This window comes from Telluria mixta, from assembly GCF_029223865.1.
Taxonomy (GTDB): domain Bacteria; phylum Pseudomonadota; class Gammaproteobacteria; order Burkholderiales; family Burkholderiaceae_D; genus Telluria; species Telluria mixta.
The window spans coordinates 2,705,973-2,725,916 of the sequence record NZ_CP119520.1 but is presented as its reverse complement, the minus strand read 5'-3'; the positions used below and the strand labels follow the sequence as shown (position 1 = coordinate 2,725,916).

At 56.1% G+C, this 19,944-nt stretch carries 14 protein-coding genes and 1 tRNA gene; 11 read left to right on the top strand and 4 right to left on the bottom strand.

Annotated features, from left to right (window positions below):
- Positions 1 to 1,959, bottom strand: a complete 1,959-nt coding sequence (locus P0M04_RS12125) for an APC family permease (protein ID WP_259450720.1) — start codon at positions 1,957 to 1,959, stop codon at positions 1 to 3.
- A gap of 150 nt (positions 1,960 to 2,109) precedes the next feature.
- Here P0M04_RS12125 and P0M04_RS12120 point away from each other — a divergent pair.
- The 6 genes from P0M04_RS12120 (at position 2,110) to P0M04_RS12095 (ending at position 8,080) form a co-directional block, all read left to right on the top strand.
- A tRNA-Leu gene (locus tag P0M04_RS12120) sits at positions 2,110 to 2,194 on the top strand.
- 177 nt (positions 2,195 to 2,371) lie between these two features.
- On the top strand, positions 2,372 to 3,556 hold the full coding sequence (locus P0M04_RS12115; protein WP_259450719.1) for a tyrosine-type recombinase/integrase: 1,185 nt from the start codon (positions 2,372 to 2,374) through the stop codon (positions 3,554 to 3,556).
- Positions 3,557 to 3,596: 40 nt separating this feature from the next.
- A complete protein-coding gene (locus tag P0M04_RS12110; protein WP_259450718.1) occupies positions 3,597 to 4,223 on the top strand; it encodes a hypothetical protein in 627 nt (208 codons plus the stop codon).
- A 117-nt stretch (positions 4,224 to 4,340) separates the two neighbouring features.
- Complete coding sequence (locus P0M04_RS12105; protein ID WP_259450717.1) at positions 4,341 to 4,544, top strand: helix-turn-helix transcriptional regulator; 204 nt, start codon at positions 4,341 to 4,343, stop codon at positions 4,542 to 4,544.
- Between the two features lie 119 nt (positions 4,545 to 4,663).
- The gene (locus tag P0M04_RS12100) at positions 4,664 to 5,353 is read left to right on the top strand and encodes a hypothetical protein (RefSeq protein ID WP_259450716.1); all 690 of its coding nucleotides are present in this window, start codon (positions 4,664 to 4,666) and stop codon (positions 5,351 to 5,353) included.
- A 54-nt stretch (positions 5,354 to 5,407) separates the two neighbouring features.
- A complete protein-coding gene (locus P0M04_RS12095) occupies positions 5,408 to 8,080 on the top strand; it encodes a bifunctional DNA primase/polymerase (protein WP_259450715.1) in 2,673 nt (890 codons plus the stop codon).
- A gap of 1,105 nt (positions 8,081 to 9,185) precedes the next feature.
- Here the strand turns inward: P0M04_RS12095 and P0M04_RS12090 are convergent.
- The 3 genes from P0M04_RS12090 to P0M04_RS12080 are packed head-to-tail and all read right to left on the bottom strand — an operon-like array spanning position 9,186 to position 11,739.
- A complete protein-coding gene (locus P0M04_RS12090; protein ID WP_259450714.1) occupies positions 9,186 to 10,160 on the bottom strand; it encodes a GIY-YIG nuclease family protein in 975 nt (324 codons plus the stop codon).
- A 54-nt stretch (positions 10,161 to 10,214) separates the two neighbouring features.
- The gene (locus P0M04_RS12085; RefSeq protein ID WP_259450713.1) at positions 10,215 to 11,321 is read right to left on the bottom strand and encodes a serine/threonine protein kinase; all 1,107 of its coding nucleotides are present in this window, start codon (positions 11,319 to 11,321) and stop codon (positions 10,215 to 10,217) included.
- Position 11,322: 1 nt separating this feature from the next.
- The gene (locus tag P0M04_RS12080) at positions 11,323 to 11,739 is read right to left on the bottom strand and encodes a DUF3010 family protein (RefSeq protein WP_259450712.1); all 417 of its coding nucleotides are present in this window, start codon (positions 11,737 to 11,739) and stop codon (positions 11,323 to 11,325) included.
- Positions 11,740 to 11,870: 131 nt separating this feature from the next.
- Between P0M04_RS12080 and P0M04_RS12075 the strand changes: the two genes are divergently transcribed.
- From P0M04_RS12075 to P0M04_RS12055, 5 genes are all read left to right on the top strand, one after another.
- Positions 11,871 to 12,506 (top strand): recombinase family protein, encoded by a 636-nt coding sequence (locus tag P0M04_RS12075; RefSeq protein WP_259450711.1) that lies wholly within the window; start codon positions 11,871 to 11,873, stop codon positions 12,504 to 12,506.
- Between the two features lie 105 nt (positions 12,507 to 12,611).
- Positions 12,612 to 13,202, top strand: coding sequence for an HNH endonuclease (locus P0M04_RS12070; RefSeq protein ID WP_259450710.1), 591 nt, complete (start codon positions 12,612 to 12,614; stop codon positions 13,200 to 13,202).
- Positions 13,203 to 14,188: 986 nt separating this feature from the next.
- On the top strand, positions 14,189 to 16,609 hold the full coding sequence (locus P0M04_RS12065) for a DEAD/DEAH box helicase family protein (protein WP_259450709.1): 2,421 nt from the start codon (positions 14,189 to 14,191) through the stop codon (positions 16,607 to 16,609).
- 13 nt (positions 16,610 to 16,622) lie between these two features.
- Positions 16,623 to 17,807, top strand: a complete 1,185-nt coding sequence (locus P0M04_RS12060) for a restriction endonuclease subunit S (protein ID WP_259450708.1) — start codon at positions 16,623 to 16,625, stop codon at positions 17,805 to 17,807.
- Between the two features lie 2 nt (positions 17,808 to 17,809).
- A complete protein-coding gene (locus P0M04_RS12055) occupies positions 17,810 to 19,720 on the top strand; it encodes a class I SAM-dependent DNA methyltransferase (protein WP_259450707.1) in 1,911 nt (636 codons plus the stop codon).
- Positions 19,721 to 19,944 lie beyond the last annotated feature (224 nt).

The window sequence follows — 19,944 nt, the reverse complement described above, 5'->3', positions numbered from 1 at the left end:
TTACACTTTCATCGGCAGGATCACCATCTGCAAGCCTTCCAGGTGCAGGCGGCGCTGCACCGCCAGCGCCGCCTGGTTGTGCAGCAGCCGCGTGAACCAGTTGTCGGATGCGAAAATCAATTTACTGGTGAAGAAGATCGAGTTCGGATACTCGTGATTGATCTGCTCGCACATGCGGGTCACCTCTTCCACCGCATCCGTGCCGAAGCCGATGTACGACGCCGACGCCATCCCGTGGCTCTGGCAGAAATCGACGAAGTATTCCAGCGTCCGCGCCGCATCCATCCGCATCTTCTCGAGCGCGCCCTCGCCGCCGTAGGCGTGGGCGTCGACCGTGCGCGCGTTCACGAACAGGAAGTTCTTGAAGTGGCCGGGGAACATGCGCAGCACCCACAGCAGCGCGTGCAGACCGCCGCCGCGCGAGTTGCCGACGATGAAGACGGCCGTCTGCGCGTCCGGTTCGGGATCGACGGCTTCCTTCACCGGGCCGAACGGCTGGTTGGCGAACACCCGGTCGACGGAACGGATGGCGCGCTTCGTTTCGCGGTAGTGGTTGCGGATGAAGATGCACAGGCCCGCGATGGCCGCGATGATCAAGGCCGTGGCCCAGCCGCCCTGCGTAAAACGTTCGACGAGCAGGATCGCCAGGATGCCCGCGCAGATGATGAACCCCGTCAGCGACAGCAGGAAGCGCCGCACCCAGCGTGCGTCCTTGCGATGGCGCCACCAGTACAGGCACAGGCCGAACAGCGAGATCGCGAACGTGAGGAACACGGAGATCGAATACAGCACGACGAGCAGCGTGACCTGGCCCCGCGTCCAGAACAGGATCGCCAGCGCCGCGATGCCCATCACGAGGATGCCGTTCTGCGTGACGAGGCGCGTGGACAGGTAGCGGAACTGGTGGGGCACCCAGGAATCGCCCGCCATGTTCGACAGCACGGACGGCCCACCGAGGAAGCCGGTATTCGCCGCCACGAACAGCAGCCCGGCCTCGAACGCGAGGACGACGGCGAGCAGGATCTTGTTCACCAGTTCGCCGCCCAGGCCCATGTTGGCGATGATGCGGCGGAAGGTGGTCGCGTTCAGCGTCTCGCCGGCGGTCGGCTGCGCGTCCCACAACAGGTACAGCAGGATGATGCCGCCGGCCGTGACGGCAAGCGACAGGGCCATGTAGAACATCGTCATCTTGCCCGTGCGGACGCGCGGCTCGGCCAGCAGGTTGACGTTGTTCGACACGGCCTCGAGACCCGTATAGGTACCTCCGCCCTGCGAATACGCGAGCAGCAGCATGCCGGCCACGCCGGCCCAGCCGATCTCGCCGGCCAGCGAGCTTGTCTCGGCCATGGTATCCGGCACGAGCTGCGGCAGATGCGACGCATGCGCGACGATACCGTACACGATCAGCACGAGGTGCGTGGCGACGAAGCCGAGGAAGATCGGCAGCAGGATCTGGATCGCCTCCTTCAGCCCGCGCAGGTTCATCACGATCAGCAAGCCGATGAAAAACGCTTCGGCCCACAGTTTATAAGGCTGGAAGCCGAGCGGCAGGAACGACGCGAGCGCATCGACGCCGGATGCGATCGAGATCGCGATGGTCAGCACGTAGTCGAGGATCAGGGCGGCGCCGGACACGAGGCCGAGATACGGCCCGACGAGCTTGGTGGCCACGCGATAGCCGCCGCCCCCGGTCGGGAACAGCTCGATCACCTGGTTATACGCGAGCGCGATGATGAAGACCGTGACGGCGGTGGCGACGGCCATGTACAGGCCGAGGTGGGTGTGGACGCCGAGCGCGCGAAAGGTTTCTTCGGGACCGTACGATGAGGAGGACAGGCCGTCTGCACCGAGGCCGACCCAGGCGAGGAAGGCAACCAGGGCCATCGAGTGACGCGTCTCGCTCTTCATGGGGTCGAGCGGCTTGCCGAGGATGATCTCGCGTATTTTCTTATTCTTCATCGTACAGGCCGCCTAGCCGGACGGCGCGTTTGCTCAGGTAGGCGAGATCATACGCCGGAACGCTCACTGCGCCCACTGCGCCCACCGCTGAGCGCACGCACTCTGGTCAGTTTTGCATTCCATGTGCTAATATGCGCGCCTGCGCTTGCAGCCTCTGTGGCGGAATTGGTAGACGCACTTGACTCAAAATCAAGCGCCGAAAGGCGTGCCGGTTCGATTCCGGCCGGAGGCACCACGAACATGAATTACCCCGTCTCATCTCAGCTCAAAACCCGCATCCTCCCAGAGGAGAGCGGGTTTTTTGTTGTCTCTCTTCATCTCATCAGGCTTCGACCCATCGCACGTAGATACCGTCATTTTTGGCGGTATCTCCGAATACCGATGAACACATACCGTCACGATGAGAGAGAGCATGAGCTTAACGGATACCTTTGTCCGACAGGTTAAACAAACTAAACCTGGCGGAGATAAACATAGTGATGGGCAAGGCATGTACTTGCTCGTCAACGCCGCCGGCAAATACTGGCGCTTTGACTATCGCTTCCTCGGGAAGCGCAAGACTTTGGCATTGGGCGTCTACCCGGACGTCAGCTTGGCCAAGGCCCGCGCGCGTCGTCAGGAAGCGCGTGAACTGCTCGCGGAAGGCATCGATCCCGGTGCCGCCAAGCGCGATGCCAAGAACGCCAAGTTGATCGCCGCCCAGCACACGTTTGAGGCAGTGGCACGACTGTGGCTGGAGAAAACTAAACCGGAACGTGCAGCGATCACCCAGGAGAAGGTCCAGAACTGGTTGACCCACGACCTGTTCCCTGCCCTCGGTTCCCGCCCCATTTCAACCATTAAGCCTCGCGATGTTCTGGTCGCGCTCCAACGGATCGAGGCGCGCGGCGCCAACGAGTCCGCGCACCGAGTCAAATCCCTGTGCGGCCAAGTATTTCGCTTCGCTGTGGCGATCGGTCTGGCGGAGCGCGACGTGACGGTCGACCTCAAAGGTGCGCTGGCGTCCGTCAAGGCAAACCACTTCGCGGCGATCACAGAGCCCCACGAGGCAGCCAAGCTGCTCACGGCGATTCATGGCTATAGCGGACATCCCTATGCTGCTGCCGCGCTCAAGCTGGCGCCGCTGGTCTTCGTGCGCCCTGGTGAGCTGCGCAGCGCGGAATGGAGCGAGATCGATCTGGACGCCGCCGAGTGGCGCATCCCCGGGCACAAGATGAAGATGCGGAATGATCACATCGTCCCACTGGCCAAACAGGCCATCGACATCCTGCGTGCCGTGCACGCGATGACGGGGCATGGGAAGTATGTCTTCCCGAGTATCCGCACAGGCGACCGCTGCATGAGCGAGAACACGATCAATGCGGCCTTGCGCGGTCTCGGCTTCGGCAAGGACATCATGACCGGCCATGGCTTCCGTGCCATGGCGCGCACGATCTTGGACGAGGTACTGGAAGAGCGCGTGGACTACATTGAGCATCAGCTGGCGCATACCGTCAAGGATGCGAACGGGCGGGCGTACAACCGCACCGCTCACCTGTCTGCCCGTCGGCTGATGATGCAGCGGTGGGCGGATTACCTCGACCAACTCCGTGGCTAACCGACCATACCTATACGTTGACACAACAAATTCAATGCACATGCGCAAACAACATAATTTCGACTTCGCGACTTCGTCGCTGTCGGAGGATTCGTTCCAAGAAATTCTCGACTTCATTTACGAACTCGACCAGTTCGCGGCGAATTTCAGTTTCGGCCTTGCTGGCCCTGGACTGCTCGATTCGGTGCTCCAACAGCTTTTGGATGGTGAGGCAAATGGGCGATTAATGCTGAAAAAATTTCAAGATGAAGTGGTGCGCGTTCAGGTTGACGGTTATTCAATGACGCACGAAGAAGGCTTCAAATTGATGATGCTTACGATTCTTGCAAGTTTACATTTTGCCGTGCACGCGCTTCAGGCTGAGTCTGTGGACGAGGCATTGAGGCATTTCGCGCGCGCGGAGCGCCTCCGGGGATTCGCTGACGGCCTCCTTTTTTCTGGTACCGATGCCTTGGTTCGCGCAAACTTGGCACGCATGGGCGCGAAGGCCAAAAATAAAGAGACCGAACAAATCAGAAACCGCCTCGAGGCTTGGTACGCTCAGCATCATACTCAGTTCAAAAGCATGGACGCGGCGGCCGAAGCGGCTCGAAAGCAAGAACCGATTTCCTTCCGTACAGCTCGACAGTGGCTCAGCGAGTACAAGAAAAGGAAGAAATTGCAATAAAACCAACACACTGCCGGCAGCAGGTACACTCTGCCGGCTTACAGCATGGAGTGCACAGCATTCTCTCTATAAAGTCATCTCATCTCATCGCGAAGATGAACTCATTAGGAGAAAGTAATGCAAACCAAAGTCATTCGTATCGCGGACATCGCGACTACGCCCACTAAGCCCGGCATGCTGCCGGTTAGCCCGGCAACCATCTGGCGCTGGGTCCGCGACGGCAAGTTCCCCAAGCCGTTCAATATCGGTGCCCGCACTACGGTATGGGACTACGACGAAATCCAAACTTACATCGCCCGCCAAGCCGGCACGCCGTTGTAATTCTCGCAACTCATCGCAGCTCTCTTGAGCCTATTCACCCATCCGCAGTACCTGCTTATCCACCAGTGGGCACTCCGGCGGCGGGTAACCCGACACCCATCCACTTTTTGAGGTTTTATATGACCATTGACACCGTATCCCAAATTATGTCGCAGAACTTGGCTGTTAAAGCCGCTGCGATGAACAGCTACAAGCAACTGCGCGCCATGACGGCTAGCCTCGCCAAAGACGCTGATCACTCGACCATCCCGGAGAAAATCCGTACCAAAGTCCGCACGGTAGTCCAGATTTCGAACGAAAATGCGTATCGCCAATTGCGCTCCAAAACCACATTGAGCATGATCCGGGTGTATCAGCAGATTTTCGCTCTCCGGGATGTACCGCTGGCAGACAAGCGCAAGCTGATGGATGCTATGCCGATCATCCCCGTGCCGGTCGGGGCTGCATTCCTCGGCGTTGCGGAAGCCGACCTGCACGACATCAATTCCCAAAGCCGCGGCGCGTTCGGTGACATGTACTTGCGCCGCCGCTGCAACTCGATGAATGAACTGCTGCTGATCGCTCAGAATCCCGAGTGGTTGCATGACCGCGTCGATTCGTCGGCATTGGTGTTGGGGAACTGCAGGGTGCTCGACTCGATCATTTATGTGGACATCCGCACCGCAGCCGCCTACACCGACATGGAATTGTGCGAGGTAGACAACCAAGTCAAATCGAACGGTCGATTCTCCTACGTCTACGGTCCCACCTACCGCGTGTCCGACTTGGAAGAAATCCGTGTCGCCAAGCTGAACGCGCAGCAGCAATAATCCTTTTATACCTCCGATGCGGGCTGTTCTGCCCGCGTCATCATCTCGATCCAAATGAACGATACCCCCGAAATTCAAGATCAGGACGATGCGCAAGTCGCCGAGTTGGCCTCGCTATCCACCGGCGTCGACTGCTCCGTGAGCGACGTGACTACTAACAATGCTGTCCCGGCCGCTGAGCCCTTCATTGGGCAGGCCGAAGCCAAAGTGCTTGAAGTCGGTGTGGGCGGCATCCCTACCGACGCAGCGCCCTCCGAAGCAAACACCACCAGCCCCGCCCCGCCGGCCCAGGACAACGCTGAACAAGTAGTCCGCTATGCGCTGGTGCAGCCTGCTGTGTATAACACGTCTGCCGCGCCGGTTGCAGCGCTCCAAGGCAATCCCTACGATACCTCGGCGGCCACTTCGCCGGCCCACGCACAGGCACTCCTGATGGCATCGTTGGGCCACACAGTGTTCCCGCTGTACGGGATTAAAAACGGTTTGTGCACCTGCGGCAACGCCACTTGCCCCAATGCCGGCAAACACCCGCGCCACACGAATCCCTTCAAAGAGGCCACCACTAATCCGGCCGTCATCAACATGTGGTTCAAATACGAACCCGACCTGAACTACGGCGTGCGCTTGGGCCAACCGATGGGCAACACCAGCAAAATGGCCATGGTAGTGGACGTGGACCGTTACAAGGTCGGCGGCGCAGAGGCTCTGGAAGAGCTGGAGAAAACCTACGGCCGCCTGCCGGAAACCGTCGAGGTGCTGACCGGCGCGGGCGGCAGCCACTACTACTTCTTTGCCGACAGCTCACTCAGCTTCACCGATAAATTGGGAAAGAACGTCGACCTGAAGGTTAACGGCTACGTGGTCGGCCCTGGTTCCGTCCACGCATCCGGCCGCCGCTACGAGATGGAGGCTTCTAGTGACCTCTTCGAGGGCCATGTGATGGCAGACCTCCCGCAATGGGTGTCAGACAACTTCAGCAAGTTCGCAAAGCAGACTGAATCGGACGTAGAAATTGCGCCCAACACCGAACCGCTGTCGCCCTACGAGCGTGCTTCCATCGAATACGACCTGGCCGCAATCTCCGCCGCATGCAGCCGAGACGAATGGCTGAAGGTCTTGATGGGGCTGCACTGCCGCAACCAGTCTAAGGAAATGTTTGATATCGCCGACGAGTGGAGCCAGACCTGCCCCGAGAAGTACGATGCCGGTGCTTTGATTAAGGCGTGGAACAGCTTAAAGCCGCGCGACGGCATTACGTACGGGACGGTCCGCATGATGGCTATGGAGGAACGCATCAAAGATGTGGATATCAGCAAGCTGCTGGAGAGCCTGAACCGCATGTCTGTCGCAGAACCAGAATACGGTACGGCCGGAAATCCCATCGCCGTACCCGATAAAGTTTTCATGCCCGCCAAACTCGTATGCGACATCCCATCCCACCTGCTGACCATCCCAGGCAAACTGGGCCAGATGGTTGATTGGACCAATGCCACGGCCATGAAGCCGCAGCCGATGTTCGCCGTGCAGGCGGCGCTGGCGCTCGGCAGCGTCGCCATGGGGCGTAAGTTTCGCACCACCAATGACAACTGGCCGTCGCTGTTCTTCCTCAACATCGGAGTATCGGGCGCCGGCAAGGAGCATGCGAAGACCGCCATCGAGCGCGTCCTGCGTGCCGCCAAGTTCTCCACCTTGTCCCCCGCGTCGGAATACACGTCCGACAGCGCTATCGACTCGATGCTGCGCACGCATCCCACCCATATCGCCATCATTGATGAGTTCGGCTACATGCTGAAGACCGCCAACGCGAAAAATAATACCAATGGCGGTACGGCGCGCAAACGCCTCATGGAGGTGTTCGGCCGTTGCGGCGGCACGCTCCAGCCCAAGGCTTTCTCTACCGCCACCTTGACCCAGGCGCAACGTGACGGGTTAGGACCGCGCCATGTGGAGAATCCGGCACTGACAGTACTGGGTATGACCACGCCTACGCCGTTCTACGAGGCCGTAGGATCGGGAGCGCTGACGGATGGCTTTCTGAACCGCCTCATCGTCGTTGAATCCGATCTGGGGCGCCAGCCTGCCCGTTTTGTCGATCAAATCGCGATGCCCGATGATCTGGTTCGCTGGGTCCGCGAGTGCCGCGTCAAGGGCAGCGGGGATTTAGCGGATGTCATCGACACGGCGCATAGCGAAGTGGCGGTTCCGGCCATTTTGGATTTCTCGGGCGAAGCGCGCCGTTTGTTCACCAAACTGGAACTACGCTGCATCGAGCGCATGGACGAGCTGGAAATGCACGGAATTGCCGAGATGTACAGCCGCGTGCGGGAAATCGCCATGCGCGTCTCGCTGATCGTCGCGCACTCCAGCGAGGCGGACATGATCGGCGCCGAGCATGCGCAATGGGCGATCGACTACGTGACCTTCTGGGCTGACCGGGCGATTAGCCGCATGGCCGATAACATCGCTGACTCCCCATTCGCAGCCCTGTGCAACGACGTGGCTAATCTGATCTTGAAGGCCGGCCGCCGTGGCCTGACCGTCTTCGAGCTGGCAAGAAAGTCCACGAAGTTTAAAGGGGCTGACACCCGCATGCGCCGCAGCGTGTTCGAGAATCTGGCATCGGACCGTAACATCCGCTGCTACGAAACGAAGTCGGCCAGTGGGAAGGGCAAAACACGCGCAGCCTACATCGTGTCGGATTTCATTCAGGAGCGCGCCCAAGAGTAATTAGAGCAATAAACGCAATAAACACCCACCCGTCTTCGGCGTGGCGTGCGACCAGGTGAAACGGAAAGTATGTAATAACAGAGGTATAATTTTTTATACTGTTTACCCTGAAAGCCGCATGTGGCCTAGTTTATAGACCGCAAGCGGCTTTTGCTTTTGATCGTGCTTTCTCATCCCAAGGAGTGCTTGCGCGCCGCCATGACCGGGCGTGGAGACACGCTCCGCATGCAGCATCAATCGGGTCGAGCGATGCGGTAGTCCACGCAGTTCTTCCTCGACTCCGTAACACGCAATGGCGCGCCTGTCCTGATCACCGATGAATCGAACCTGCGGCGCAGCAGATCGCGGTACGGCTGGACCAAGCAAAAGTAGGCACGCGAATTGTTTTTCGTCCGGTACTCTGGCTGCACCGCTGTGGCTATCACAGACTGCTGGAGTTCCCACTCTGATCCCGTAGCCCACCCGTGAACCTCGCATGCATATGCCCGGTTTGCTTTTCTTTTAGGTAGAGCAAATGAAAAAAGCAAAAGCGCCAAGAGTGCCAGTCCTCGAAAATGCATTTGAGGTAAACCTGCCGAAGTTGATGCGGACCGCGAAGGCCACAGGCTCGTCCAGACTCGTCCTAGACGACAGAGATGTGAGGACCGTTGTGGTGCTCATGGAGACGCGCCTGGCGGCCTTCCTGGGCGGTCGGACGTGGATCGTGGACATTGTGTCCGTCCAGTGCCTCCAAGGTCGTGTGCGGCCCCTCCTCAAGTGCCCTCGCGCGCACGAGGGGAACTTTCAATCTCTCTACTTTCGGGCCGGCGAGCTGGCGTGCCGGCATTGCCATGCGCTGCGATACCGTACGAATGTTGCGGCATCTGCGGCAGAGCGGGCGCGGATCGCGCGATCAAAATTGTTGCGGCACATGGGAGCCGAGCCAGGGGAACTCGTGCCACTGCGTCAGCCATTAAAATGGCGCAAAAGGTATCTCAGTTTGGTAACGCGCGTCGAACACCTGACCTCTGTCCATTATCGAAACGTACGAGAATGGCTGGAGCGTAGCTGACATCGTGCATGGTGTTCTGCAGGCTACGGGGAACACCTCTTTTAAGTATCCAGTTTAGGCCGTACCACTGCGTTCTTTAGGCGCGGGGTCTTCAAGCAGCAGATTCGACTGCTGTGTCTCAAACTGGGCGTAAGTTGTCCCATCCTCAAGTTTCCAGCACTCCCGTCCATTAATCGAATAGCCTGCTAGGATACCCGCAGCCTGCGAGGGGCTTTTGAAGAGATGATCTCGCGTCACCCGCAACTTCGCCTTGGACACTGCGAGAGTGCCAGACTCGATCAGTACTTGGCGAAGGGCCGCCATACTGCTAGTCAAACTTTTATAAGTCGTAGCGTTTGCGTCCGAACCTTCCAAAACAACCATTCCCTCATCGGTGCGCATGCTGCGCGCGTGGATCCCAGCAACACGCAAATGGAAAACAGCCGGGCCGTAAGGCTTCTGTTCAACGGCTACAGAACCTATATTCGCATCGACTAGAGACTCGACGGCCGGGGTTTGATCGAGCGAATTTGACCGTTTTGGTCGTAAAACGAGATTTTCTAAAACCTTATGACCCAAGGCCCCGAGCAACATTTTTGCAGCCCCGAGGAATTCCTCCATAGCGTCGCGATCGGACCTCGGCAGTGATGGTAGTTGAGGCGAGGCGAAATTTGTTACCTGATATCGACCGGCCTGCTTTGCAATTTCTACCAAGCGGGATTCAAGATATCGAACGTGTGCTTTCGTTAGGTTCTCGTCTTTACTTGTAAAGGCAACGACCTCAGTCCAGAAGTCTTTGCCGGTCACGTGCGAAGCAAGTCTGTCAATAACGACTTCGGCCTCACCAATATACACTGCATCGCTACCAGTAGCGTCATCGACACCAAGAAGAAAGTAAACCCCAGGACGTTGAACCTCCGGCCATTCACGCAATTCTTGGAAACGAGACCGGGGGCACGCAAGCGCCTGACCGCTCCAGTTAGCAATTTCAGCATGGCGAATGCCAGCCACACTTTCATCCGGCAGGTAAATCTTGATAGTCTTGCCCATCTTCAACGCTCATTTTTTACTGAGAATAAACAACATTCTAAAGACTTTTTTCTACTAATTGCCAGCGACATGTAATGAAACGGCCGCAACAAGCTGATCCATTGCACCCTCACCAAATGAATTATCAGCCCTCCACTCACCTATCTTTCGCTTTTGAACCCCGTATTCAGCACCTTTTTTAACTATTTTATAACTTATTGGACCAGTTAGAATCGGGTCTCCATCTTCAGCCCGCCAGTCAAGGACACTTGGCCTAACTTCTCGAAGTTTTGCGAGAAATGCAGCGGTTGTCTTAAATCTTTTCTCCGGATTCAGATGACACGCTTTCTTTATTACTTTCTTTAGTTCTTCCGGAACCCATGGCGGCATTTTTTTGTAATCGAGAATTTTTCCGGAACAAATAATCTCGCTGATGCACTTATCCACGAAAAAACATTGATCAGCTGGATTTTTTATAGTGCTCAGCTCATCACGCTGCTTTGGATTCAAATATGCTAGATCCTCGTATGGCAAGTAGCCGCCGAGAAGTTGGAACAAAATCATACCAGCCTGATATATATCACCGGTAACGCCATATGATTTATCTTCCCCAAATGCTTCTGGTGGGCGGTACAAAAGAGAGTGCCCACAAGCGGGAACAGAACTCGCACCTTCTGGAATTTTCTGTACTGAACCAAAATCCCCAATGATTGCAACCTGCGCGTCGCTAACATATACGTTAGCAGGCTTTAGATCACGATGGACATAATTTTGCGCATGAAGATGGCTTAATCCAGTAAGTATCTGGGCAGTAAAATCTATCGCCGCCAAATTTCCTATACTTGTTCGCTCAAGAACGTCGTCCAAATCTCCATGCGGGCAAGTAGGAGTTTGAAAATAAGCCCACTCATGATCTAATAGTCCAGCGTCGAGAATTTCCAAAACGTTCGGCGCACGGATTGCCGACAACTGCTTTGGCTCGGCATGATACTCTTTATCCCCGCCCCAATAATAAAACTTTAAAGCGATTTCTCTGCCCAACACTTTATTAACGCCGAAGAACACCATGCCATTCCCGGCCTTAACATCCTCGCGTGTAAACTCGATATTTTTTGAAAGCAATATAAGATGATCACGAATTTCCGGCGGCGCATTTACGCCCTGGAGATATAAGCCCGGCATCTCAACCCTTTAAAATAGCCACGCGGGCTGTACGATATGCGTCTGTTTGGTATTTGTTTAATTCTATTGGAATATCTTGACCATTCTTCTTCTCGAATGCCGAAATTGTATTCGGGGCTATAAACACGACATCAGCCTCAGCAATCATTTGGAACAGCCCTTCTATTTTGAAGCTTACCGGACCACTCGCAAAACCCCCAGTTTTCATGCGCTTCTTTATTGCTATTTTTTCAATTTTGTTTTCACGCACGAGCGCAAGAACGACTTGATGAAAAGAGCGCACTTGTTCGTTTATCTCATCGTCTTTAAGTGCAATCTTTTTGGTTTCAAGTTCGCAGAGGTGTAAGCCATTGGCGTCACCCTCAACTACAACAAGCCGCGCTTCACTGCCGCTTATATCAACACCACACACCTTCATAAGCTACCCTATCAAGAAGACAATGCCAGATTTTATCCCACCCTTGTGTACGGTGGGAAACGACCGTTTTCTGACACCCCATTAGGCCAGCACCTTGAAGTGTTGAAAAAATAGCCTTTGCATATATCAACATGTTGATATATATTCACACCATTTTCCAACACATCAAGGGTGAGGCTATGGCGGTGTTTGGGTATGGGCGGGTGTCGACAGCAGAGCAAAGGGCAGATAATCAGCGGCTGGAGATCGAACGCGCGGGTTACGCGGTTGAGTACTGGTTTGCGGATACCGTGAGCGGAAAGGCGCACGCAGCGCAGCGCAAGCAGTTCAGTGAGATGCTGACCAAGCTGAGAAAGAAGGACACGGTAGTGGTATCGAAGCTCGACCGCCTGGGCCGAGATGCGCCTGACGTGTTGGCGACGATCAAGCATCTCGCCGAGCTGGGCGTCGAGGTCATCGTTCTCCAGCTCGGGAAGCTCGACCTAGCGTCACCAGCGGGTAAGCTTATGTTGGCCATGCTGGCCGCAGTGGCCGAGATGGAACGTGACCTGATCGTAGAGCGCACCCAAGCCGGGCTTGCTCGCGCCAAGGCCGATGGCAAGACCCTCGGCAGGCCATCGAAAACGACGCCGGGGCAGCGCAGAGCGATGGTTGAGGGATACGCGAACAAGCAGAGCGTGAGTTCCTTGGCGAAGCTCTTCGGGGTCTCTCGCTCGACTGTTCTCACTATAGTTAAACCGGCTCTCGCCGTGTCGAGCATGAAGTAGTCACAAGCTGACAGCAGCATCGGAGGCGATTACGATGTGTCATCGTTCACACCGCTTCGCCGCTAACTTTGACGCTACACGGTATGCACAAGCCAGGAGAACAAAATGGCGCGCGTCAGTACCAAGCATCCGGATTTTGATTTGCCAGGCAGCAGTAAAATAACTGGCCGCAAGTCGACAATTACGGGTCTTTTCTTGACATCCATCACGCCTTGCATTGAGCCGACCGATGCCGAAATTCGTGAGGCCCTAGAGATCCTTGGAATGAAGACTGGGTACTGCGTATGTGCATATTGTGGAGATCGACGCACTGAATGGGATCACTTGCGAGCAATTGTCAAGGATCGGAAGCCGACTGGATACATTACTGAAATCGCGAATCTCGTCCCAGCGTGTGGTAAGTGCAATCAGTCAAAGGGAAACAAGCCATGGCGCGAGTGGATAAAAAGCACAGCGCGACATGCTCCAGCAAATCGGAATGTCGTGGACTTAGAACAACGCATTGAGCGCCTAGCTGCGTACGAAAAGTGGCGCGAACCCTGCAAACTCGACTATGAAGCTGTCCTCGGCGAAGAGCACTGGAAGAGCCATATGTCTCACCTACAAAGTGTATTGGACCTTTTATCGCTTGCCGAAAAGCATGCCGAGATATGCCGGCAGTTGCTTGCACACGCAAGCCCGCGACGTGGGCAATGAATTGGTAGCTTTCTGTACTTTTTGAGGGCTAGGTGCATGATCACGTCTGTCAGATCTCTAGATGGGCTTGCTAATGGATGACTCAGATTCGATGGCTCTAATTATCCGCCGCGCAGAGGAAGCCCTGCACGCTGTCCAGTTGTACTTGGATGTCGACCTGCCCAAGGTGCCGGCGTGATCCACGCAACCGTTATCCGCACGCTGGGGCCTCACCAAGCACCTACAGGCGTTACCGTGTCCCCCATGCCGGTGTACCATACAAGGCTACCATCGACGCCCTTGGCTCGCTCTATGACACGAGCCTGGTCGTCTACTTCGGTCGCAAGTACAGCGCAATGTGGGTGTTGGCGACGGCGCCAGCCGCCTCGCACCCGCTGGTACCTGTCGAGGTGGCGTGGCGGGCGCCTCGGGCGATACACGCCCCCACCCCCACGGGGGAGACTGAACACCGACCGGATAATGCTGACCTAATAGGACGCTCCCTCAAATTTTTTGCGCATAGAAAAAGAAAAAATTTTCGGCGCCTGTCATAAAACGACAACACTAGTCGGTACAGCTCGGCGAGCTATTGAAAGAATGTCAATAAATTGACCACGAGGTATCTGCGCGCACTCTTACCCGTCTAAGTTCGCAAGTGGAGCTTGGCGTCATGATCGCCGCAACGGATCAAGTGGTGAGCCGACCACAATCCGCCCTAGCTTGCCGGTTGGCAAGCGGATAGACTATGCTCTTTGTGGTTAGACCAAATTTATACGGTCCAAATTCCTGCAGCGGGGAGCGCCCTCATAACTTCTGCCCCGTAGGCCTCCGTGTTGCAGCTTGTCAAACTCTGTGTGCCAAGTCCGACTCGATCTATCGGTAGATCGACCGCAACATTTTCGCGCGCACCGCGCTGGACGGTGGTAAAAGTTCAACGCATTGGAGATCGGCGAATGGGATACGCAGTGGTGCCGACGAGCACATGGATCAAGACTAAGGGAGCGACAGTGGCACTCAACGAGGAAGAAACGCGCTTTCATCTAATTGATCCGGTGTTGCGCCGTAAGGGTTACGATGACCCACAACGCATCCGGATGGAAACGCCCGCTCCAGTGGAGCCAACCGGGCCAAAGGGCCGCCGCAGCAAGCGAGGCGGGCGAACCGATTACTTGCTGTGTGTGCAGGTAGGCGATATGCCGAAGCCGCTGCCTGTTGCGGTGCTGGAAGCTAAACGATCAGACGCTGACCCTCTCAAGGGTATGGAGCAGGCTAAGGGATATGCCGACTGCACGCGCTTTGACGTGCAATACGTTTTCGCCAGCAACGGTCACCTTTACGGCGAATACGACAAGCCAAGTGGTATTCAGTCCGGCCCAAGCCCACTCGAAGATTTTCCGCTACATCCCGATTTATGTTCGCGCTACGCCAAGGATAAGGGCATTAATCTCGCCTCGCCGGATGCTGCTTTGCTGTTCCAGGCCGACAGCCCGGCATGGTCTGCCACCCGCTACTATCAGGATGCGGCTATCCGCGCCGCCTTCGAGAAGATCATCCTTGAAAGACAAGCGGGCAATGCACCGCGCGTCCTGCTCACGCTGGCTACGGGCGCGGGCAAGACGATTATTGCCACCAACTTACTCTGGCGCATGGCTCAGGCGGGTCTGTTACCCAAGCCTGCGTTGTTCCTGTGCGACCGCGACGAACTACGCGAACAAGCCTACGACAAACTCAATGCCGCTTTCAGCAGCAACGCCCGCATCGTGGAAACCAAGCAGGGTAAGAATGCCGCGGCCAATGCACGCATCCACATCGCCACCTACCAGACACTGGGTATTGATGAGAACGGCGATGGTAGCTTCCTAACTGATCACTACGGCGAGGATGCGTTCAGCGTCATCATCATCGACGAATGCCATCGCTCGGCATGGGGTAAATGGTCGCAGGTGCTTACTCGAAACCCCAATGCCATACATATCGGGCTGACCGCCACGCCACGCAAACTGAAACCGCCAAAAGACGAGAAGAAATCGAAAAATGTCGAGGCCGCCATGGCTGCCGACAATGCCATTACCGCGCACAACGTCGAGTACTTCGGCGAGCCGGTGTATGAATACACTCTGGCTCAGGCGCAGGACGACGGCTATCTGGCCGCTTGCGAGATCATCAAGCGCAAGGCCGACATCGACTCGCGGACCTTTACCCGCGAGGAAATCCTTAAGGCGGGCGTGAGGGACATCAAAACTGGGAAGCTGCTTACCAAGGAAGACCTACCCAAAGCCGAGTACGCTGGGAAGGATTTTGACGACGAACTGTTCATCGACCTGCGCACACCCAAAATGTGCGAAGACCTTTTCGAGCTGCTGTGCGAGAATGGCGGTCCGGAACAGAAAGTCATCATCTTCTGTACGCGCGACCTGCACGCGGACCGTGTGTCAATGCAGATGAATAATCTCTACGCCCAATGGTGCAAAGAGAACGGCAAGCCGCGCAAGGACAACTACGCGTTCAAATGTACTGGCAGCGGCGGGGCGGACAAGATCGAGACCATGCGAGGCTCAGGCGAGCGTGCCTTTATCGCATGCACAGTGGACTTGCTGGAAGCCGGCGTGGACATCGAACGCCTGAACGCTGTGGTGTTCTTCCGCTACTTGCAATCGGCTATCAAGTTCTACCAGATGGTCGGGCGCGGCACGCGAATCCACGAAGAAACTCAAAAATACAAATTCTGGCTCTACGACTACACTGGGGTTACTGACCTGTTCGGCACAGAATTCATCACCAACCCGTCCCGGCCGGGCAGCGGCGGCGGAAGTGACGGTGGCAGTGGCGATGAGGGCGACGATGGTGATCATGACGGCCCCGCTGTGCCGGTTATCGGTGGGCAGAAGGTCCGAGTTAACGCGCAGGGGCGCTTCATCCTAGCTAACCGGGGCGGCATTGCCACACCAATCCCAGTGGATGAATACCGGCGCGAGGTCATTACCCGTGTGCTGAGCGAGGCACATAATCTTGATCACTTCCGCGCACTGTGGATCGAGAAGAATAGACGTGCCCAGCTAATAAATCACTTGCTGGGTGATAATTTCAGCCCCGACGCAATCCGCAATGCGGATCACATGGATGATTTTGATCTGTTCGATTTCTTCAGTAAATATGGCTACCACGCTCACGCCCTGACCAGGCCGCAGCGTGGTGCTGAATACGTTAAGGCCAACGCGGCATGGTTCGCGGCCATGGACTCCAAGACGGCCATCGTGTTAAAAGGACTGGGAAATCAATTCGCGCTGGGGGGTACCGATGCCTTGGAAAAGCAAGAACTATGGGCTGTGCCAGAAATCGCGAAGGCGGGCGGACTTAAAGCCCTGAGCCTATTGGGCAAGCCGGCGCAGGTTATGCAGGATGCGAAGATGAGATTGTTTCTAATTTGAGGTTGTATTTAATATGAGTTCTCAGATCGCTCCGATTGCGATCCCCCCCGATTTGCCGCCAGCGCCACCTGGATGGCGCTGGCATAAGCTCACTGATGTTGCGCGACTAGAAAGCGGACACACGCCGAGCCGTTCCCGCCCGGATTGGTGGGGCGGAGATGTGTCGTGGATTTCGCTGACCGAAATTCGCGCCTTGGACGGGAAGTGGGTGGAAAACACGCAAATACGCACCAATGAGTACGGTATCGCCAATTCGGCTGCGCGCATCCTGCCTCGCGGTACGGTTTGCTTCTCTCGCACGGCGTCGGTAGGCTTTGTCACTATCATGGCCGCCCCAATGGCGACCAGTCAGGATTTTGCCAATTGGGTGTGCAGTGACGAACTCGATCCTGAGTTTTTGATGTATGCACTGATCTGTTCGCGGCGTAAACTACGCGAATTAGCGACGGGCGCGACTCATAAAACTATCTACATGCCGATGCTCGAAGCATTTCATGTATGTGTTCCCAGCATCGAAGAGCAACGCCGCATTGCCGCCCGTTTGAAATCTCAACTGGCTGAAGTAGAGGCCACACGGCTCGCGGCGCAGGCTCAAGCACAGGGAGTCGCACGTCTTGCAGACACCATCGTTCTGAATAGTGTGCGCGAGCACCCAGTTGTAGAACATTCGCTCGGCGATGTTTTGGTCGAAATGAAACGCGGTATCGGCGTAGACTGGAGCGATCACCCAGTTCTGGGTGCAACGCGCGACGGTGTGGCACCTGCAAAGGAAGCGCCCGGTAAGCACGCAGCTAAATATAAGCCCGTATTGCCTGGAACCGTGTTTTATAACCCGATGCGTATCCTCATCGGTTCAATTGCATTCGTGGACGACGACGATACGCCCGGAATCACAAGCCCTGACTACGTAGTATTGCAGGGCAAGCCAGAGCGAGTAGATTCCCGATGGTTTTATTATTGGCTGCGCTCGCCACTAGGGGCTGCATGCATTAACTCATTGGCGCGTGGCGCGGTGCGCGAACGCATGCTATTCAATCGTTTGGCCGAAGGTAAAATTGAATTGCCAGAATTCTCAGTTCAACAGCGTGCATCTGCCGCATTAAAAGAATTAAAGGCTGTTCGCACCGCAATCAATAAACAACTCCGTGAGATTGACTTGCTCCCGCAGAAGATCCTCACCCATGCTTTCGAGAAGTAGATATGGTCCGACCTAAGAAAACCGAAAAAACTCCTAAGGCTATCGCCTCCACCCAGTCACTCTCTGCTTTTGTCAAAAGCATATGCGACGTGATGCGCCGTTCTAACTGCGCCAGCGCACTGCAATACGTACCCGAACTGACTTGGATTCTGTTCCTGCGTATTCTCGACGCCCAGGAAACGCGCGAGGCCGAACAAGCTGAGGTGCTTGGTGCTGATTTCTCGCCCGCATTACGCAGTCCTTACCGCTGGCAGGACTGGGCAGCGCCGTGGTCAGACGAGGGCGATCATCCGAAAACTTCGGATGGTAAAGTGCAGGGCTGGAAGCGGCAGGAGCTGTATGGCGCTGGCGACGGCAAATTGTTCGAGTTCATCAATAAGGAATTATTGCCGCACCTGCACGCGCTGGATATCGATCCGCGCACGAATTTGCCCAACCCAGCGGCTTCACCAAAGCAGCGCATCATCGGCCGCATAATGACGGCGGTAGAGCGTGTCCGTGTGGATGACGAAGCTAACCTGCGCGACATCCTCGACCGCGTGCATGAAATCAGTATCGACCACATCGACGACACGCATTTCTTCACACTCTCGCAAGTGTATGAAGACCTCCTCCTGAAGATGGGCGAGAAGAACTCCGACGGCGGTCAGTTTTTTACTCCGCGCGAGGTCATCCGGGCCATGGTGCACACCATCGATCCATCGTTGGGGCAGTCGGTTTATGACCCCTGCTGTGGCACTGGCGGTTTTCTTGCCGTAGCGTACGAACACATGGCTCGGAAGTTGGGTAATGCTGCCGCCAGCACAGATATCGAACAGCTCAAGCACGACACCTTTTACGGACGTGAGAAGGAAAACTTAGTCTTCCCTATCGCGCTGGCGAATCTGGTACTACATGGCATTGACCAGCCGAACTTGTGGCATGGAAATTCACTAACTCGTCGTCCCACTTACGCCGAATTGTTTCAGCACGCGCCCGCACAGTTCGACGTGATCCTGACAAACCCTCCGTTCGGCGGCAAGGAAGGCAAGGAGGCGCAGAAGAAATTCCCCTTCGAGACCAGTTCAACTCAAGTTCTGTTCGTACAGGACATCTTGGCTCAACTCGCGTCTGGCGGTACTTGTGGAATCGTGTTGGATGAAGGACTTCTGTTCCGCACTAATGAAAGCGCCTTTGTTGAAACAAAGCGGAAACTCATCGACGAGTGTGCACTGTGGGCGATCGTTAGCCTGCCCGGTGGTGTGTTTTCAACGGCCGGAGCGGGCGTGAAGACCAATCTGCTGTTTTTTACCAAAGGCCAAAAGACCGAACGCATCTGGTACTACGACCTATCGTGGGTAAAGGTGGGCAAAAAAACTCCGCTCACGCTGGCGCATTTTGGCTTCGATAAGGATGGCGGGGTGCTAAGCGACGATGCATTGCCGGCCATCCTTACCGCCGATTGGCAAGCCGATGAGGATAACGCAGGCAAGCCTTTCCCCAGCTACGCTCGTATGTTGCAAAACCACGGCACGGCCAAGGGCGCAAGCCGTTATTCATGGACTGTGGACTTCGCAGACCGTCGAGCCAAGGCACGCGAGGAAATGCAGCCGCTGCTGGACAATGCCGCAGACCTCAAGGCGGCCATCGTGGATTTGAAGGAAAACCTGAAGCGGCTGAGGAAAGAAAAGGTAGACGCAAAAGAGATCGAGGCGCTGGAGGTCGAAATCCGCCAGCAGGAAAAAGCGGTACGAGATCTAGAAGCCGAGGCCGCCGCCATCGATGCAGCCGTGTTTGACTTGAAAGCTGTCAACCCGAGCACTGTAACGACAGTGGACGAGCGCACACCAAGAGAAATCATCGAAAGCATCGCGGCTCAGGGTCGCATTGTTGCTGATGCACTTTCACGACTGAATATGCTGATGGCTGCCTGAGACATCCTTTTGTCGCCTGAATACCTGACCTTCGCCGTCCTCAGCGGCAAAGATTGCAGGTGGGCTTTAAAACCCGCGCTAGGCGGTCAACGTGGCGAATGACGGGCGGAGAGCGGTAGCCGACATACACCATGCGCTTAGCAGCGCAAGAAGGGGCACTCCTTGCCGAGTCATGGCCCAGCAGCGTGGAGAATTGCCCTGACTGCCGCGCGCAATAGGATTAG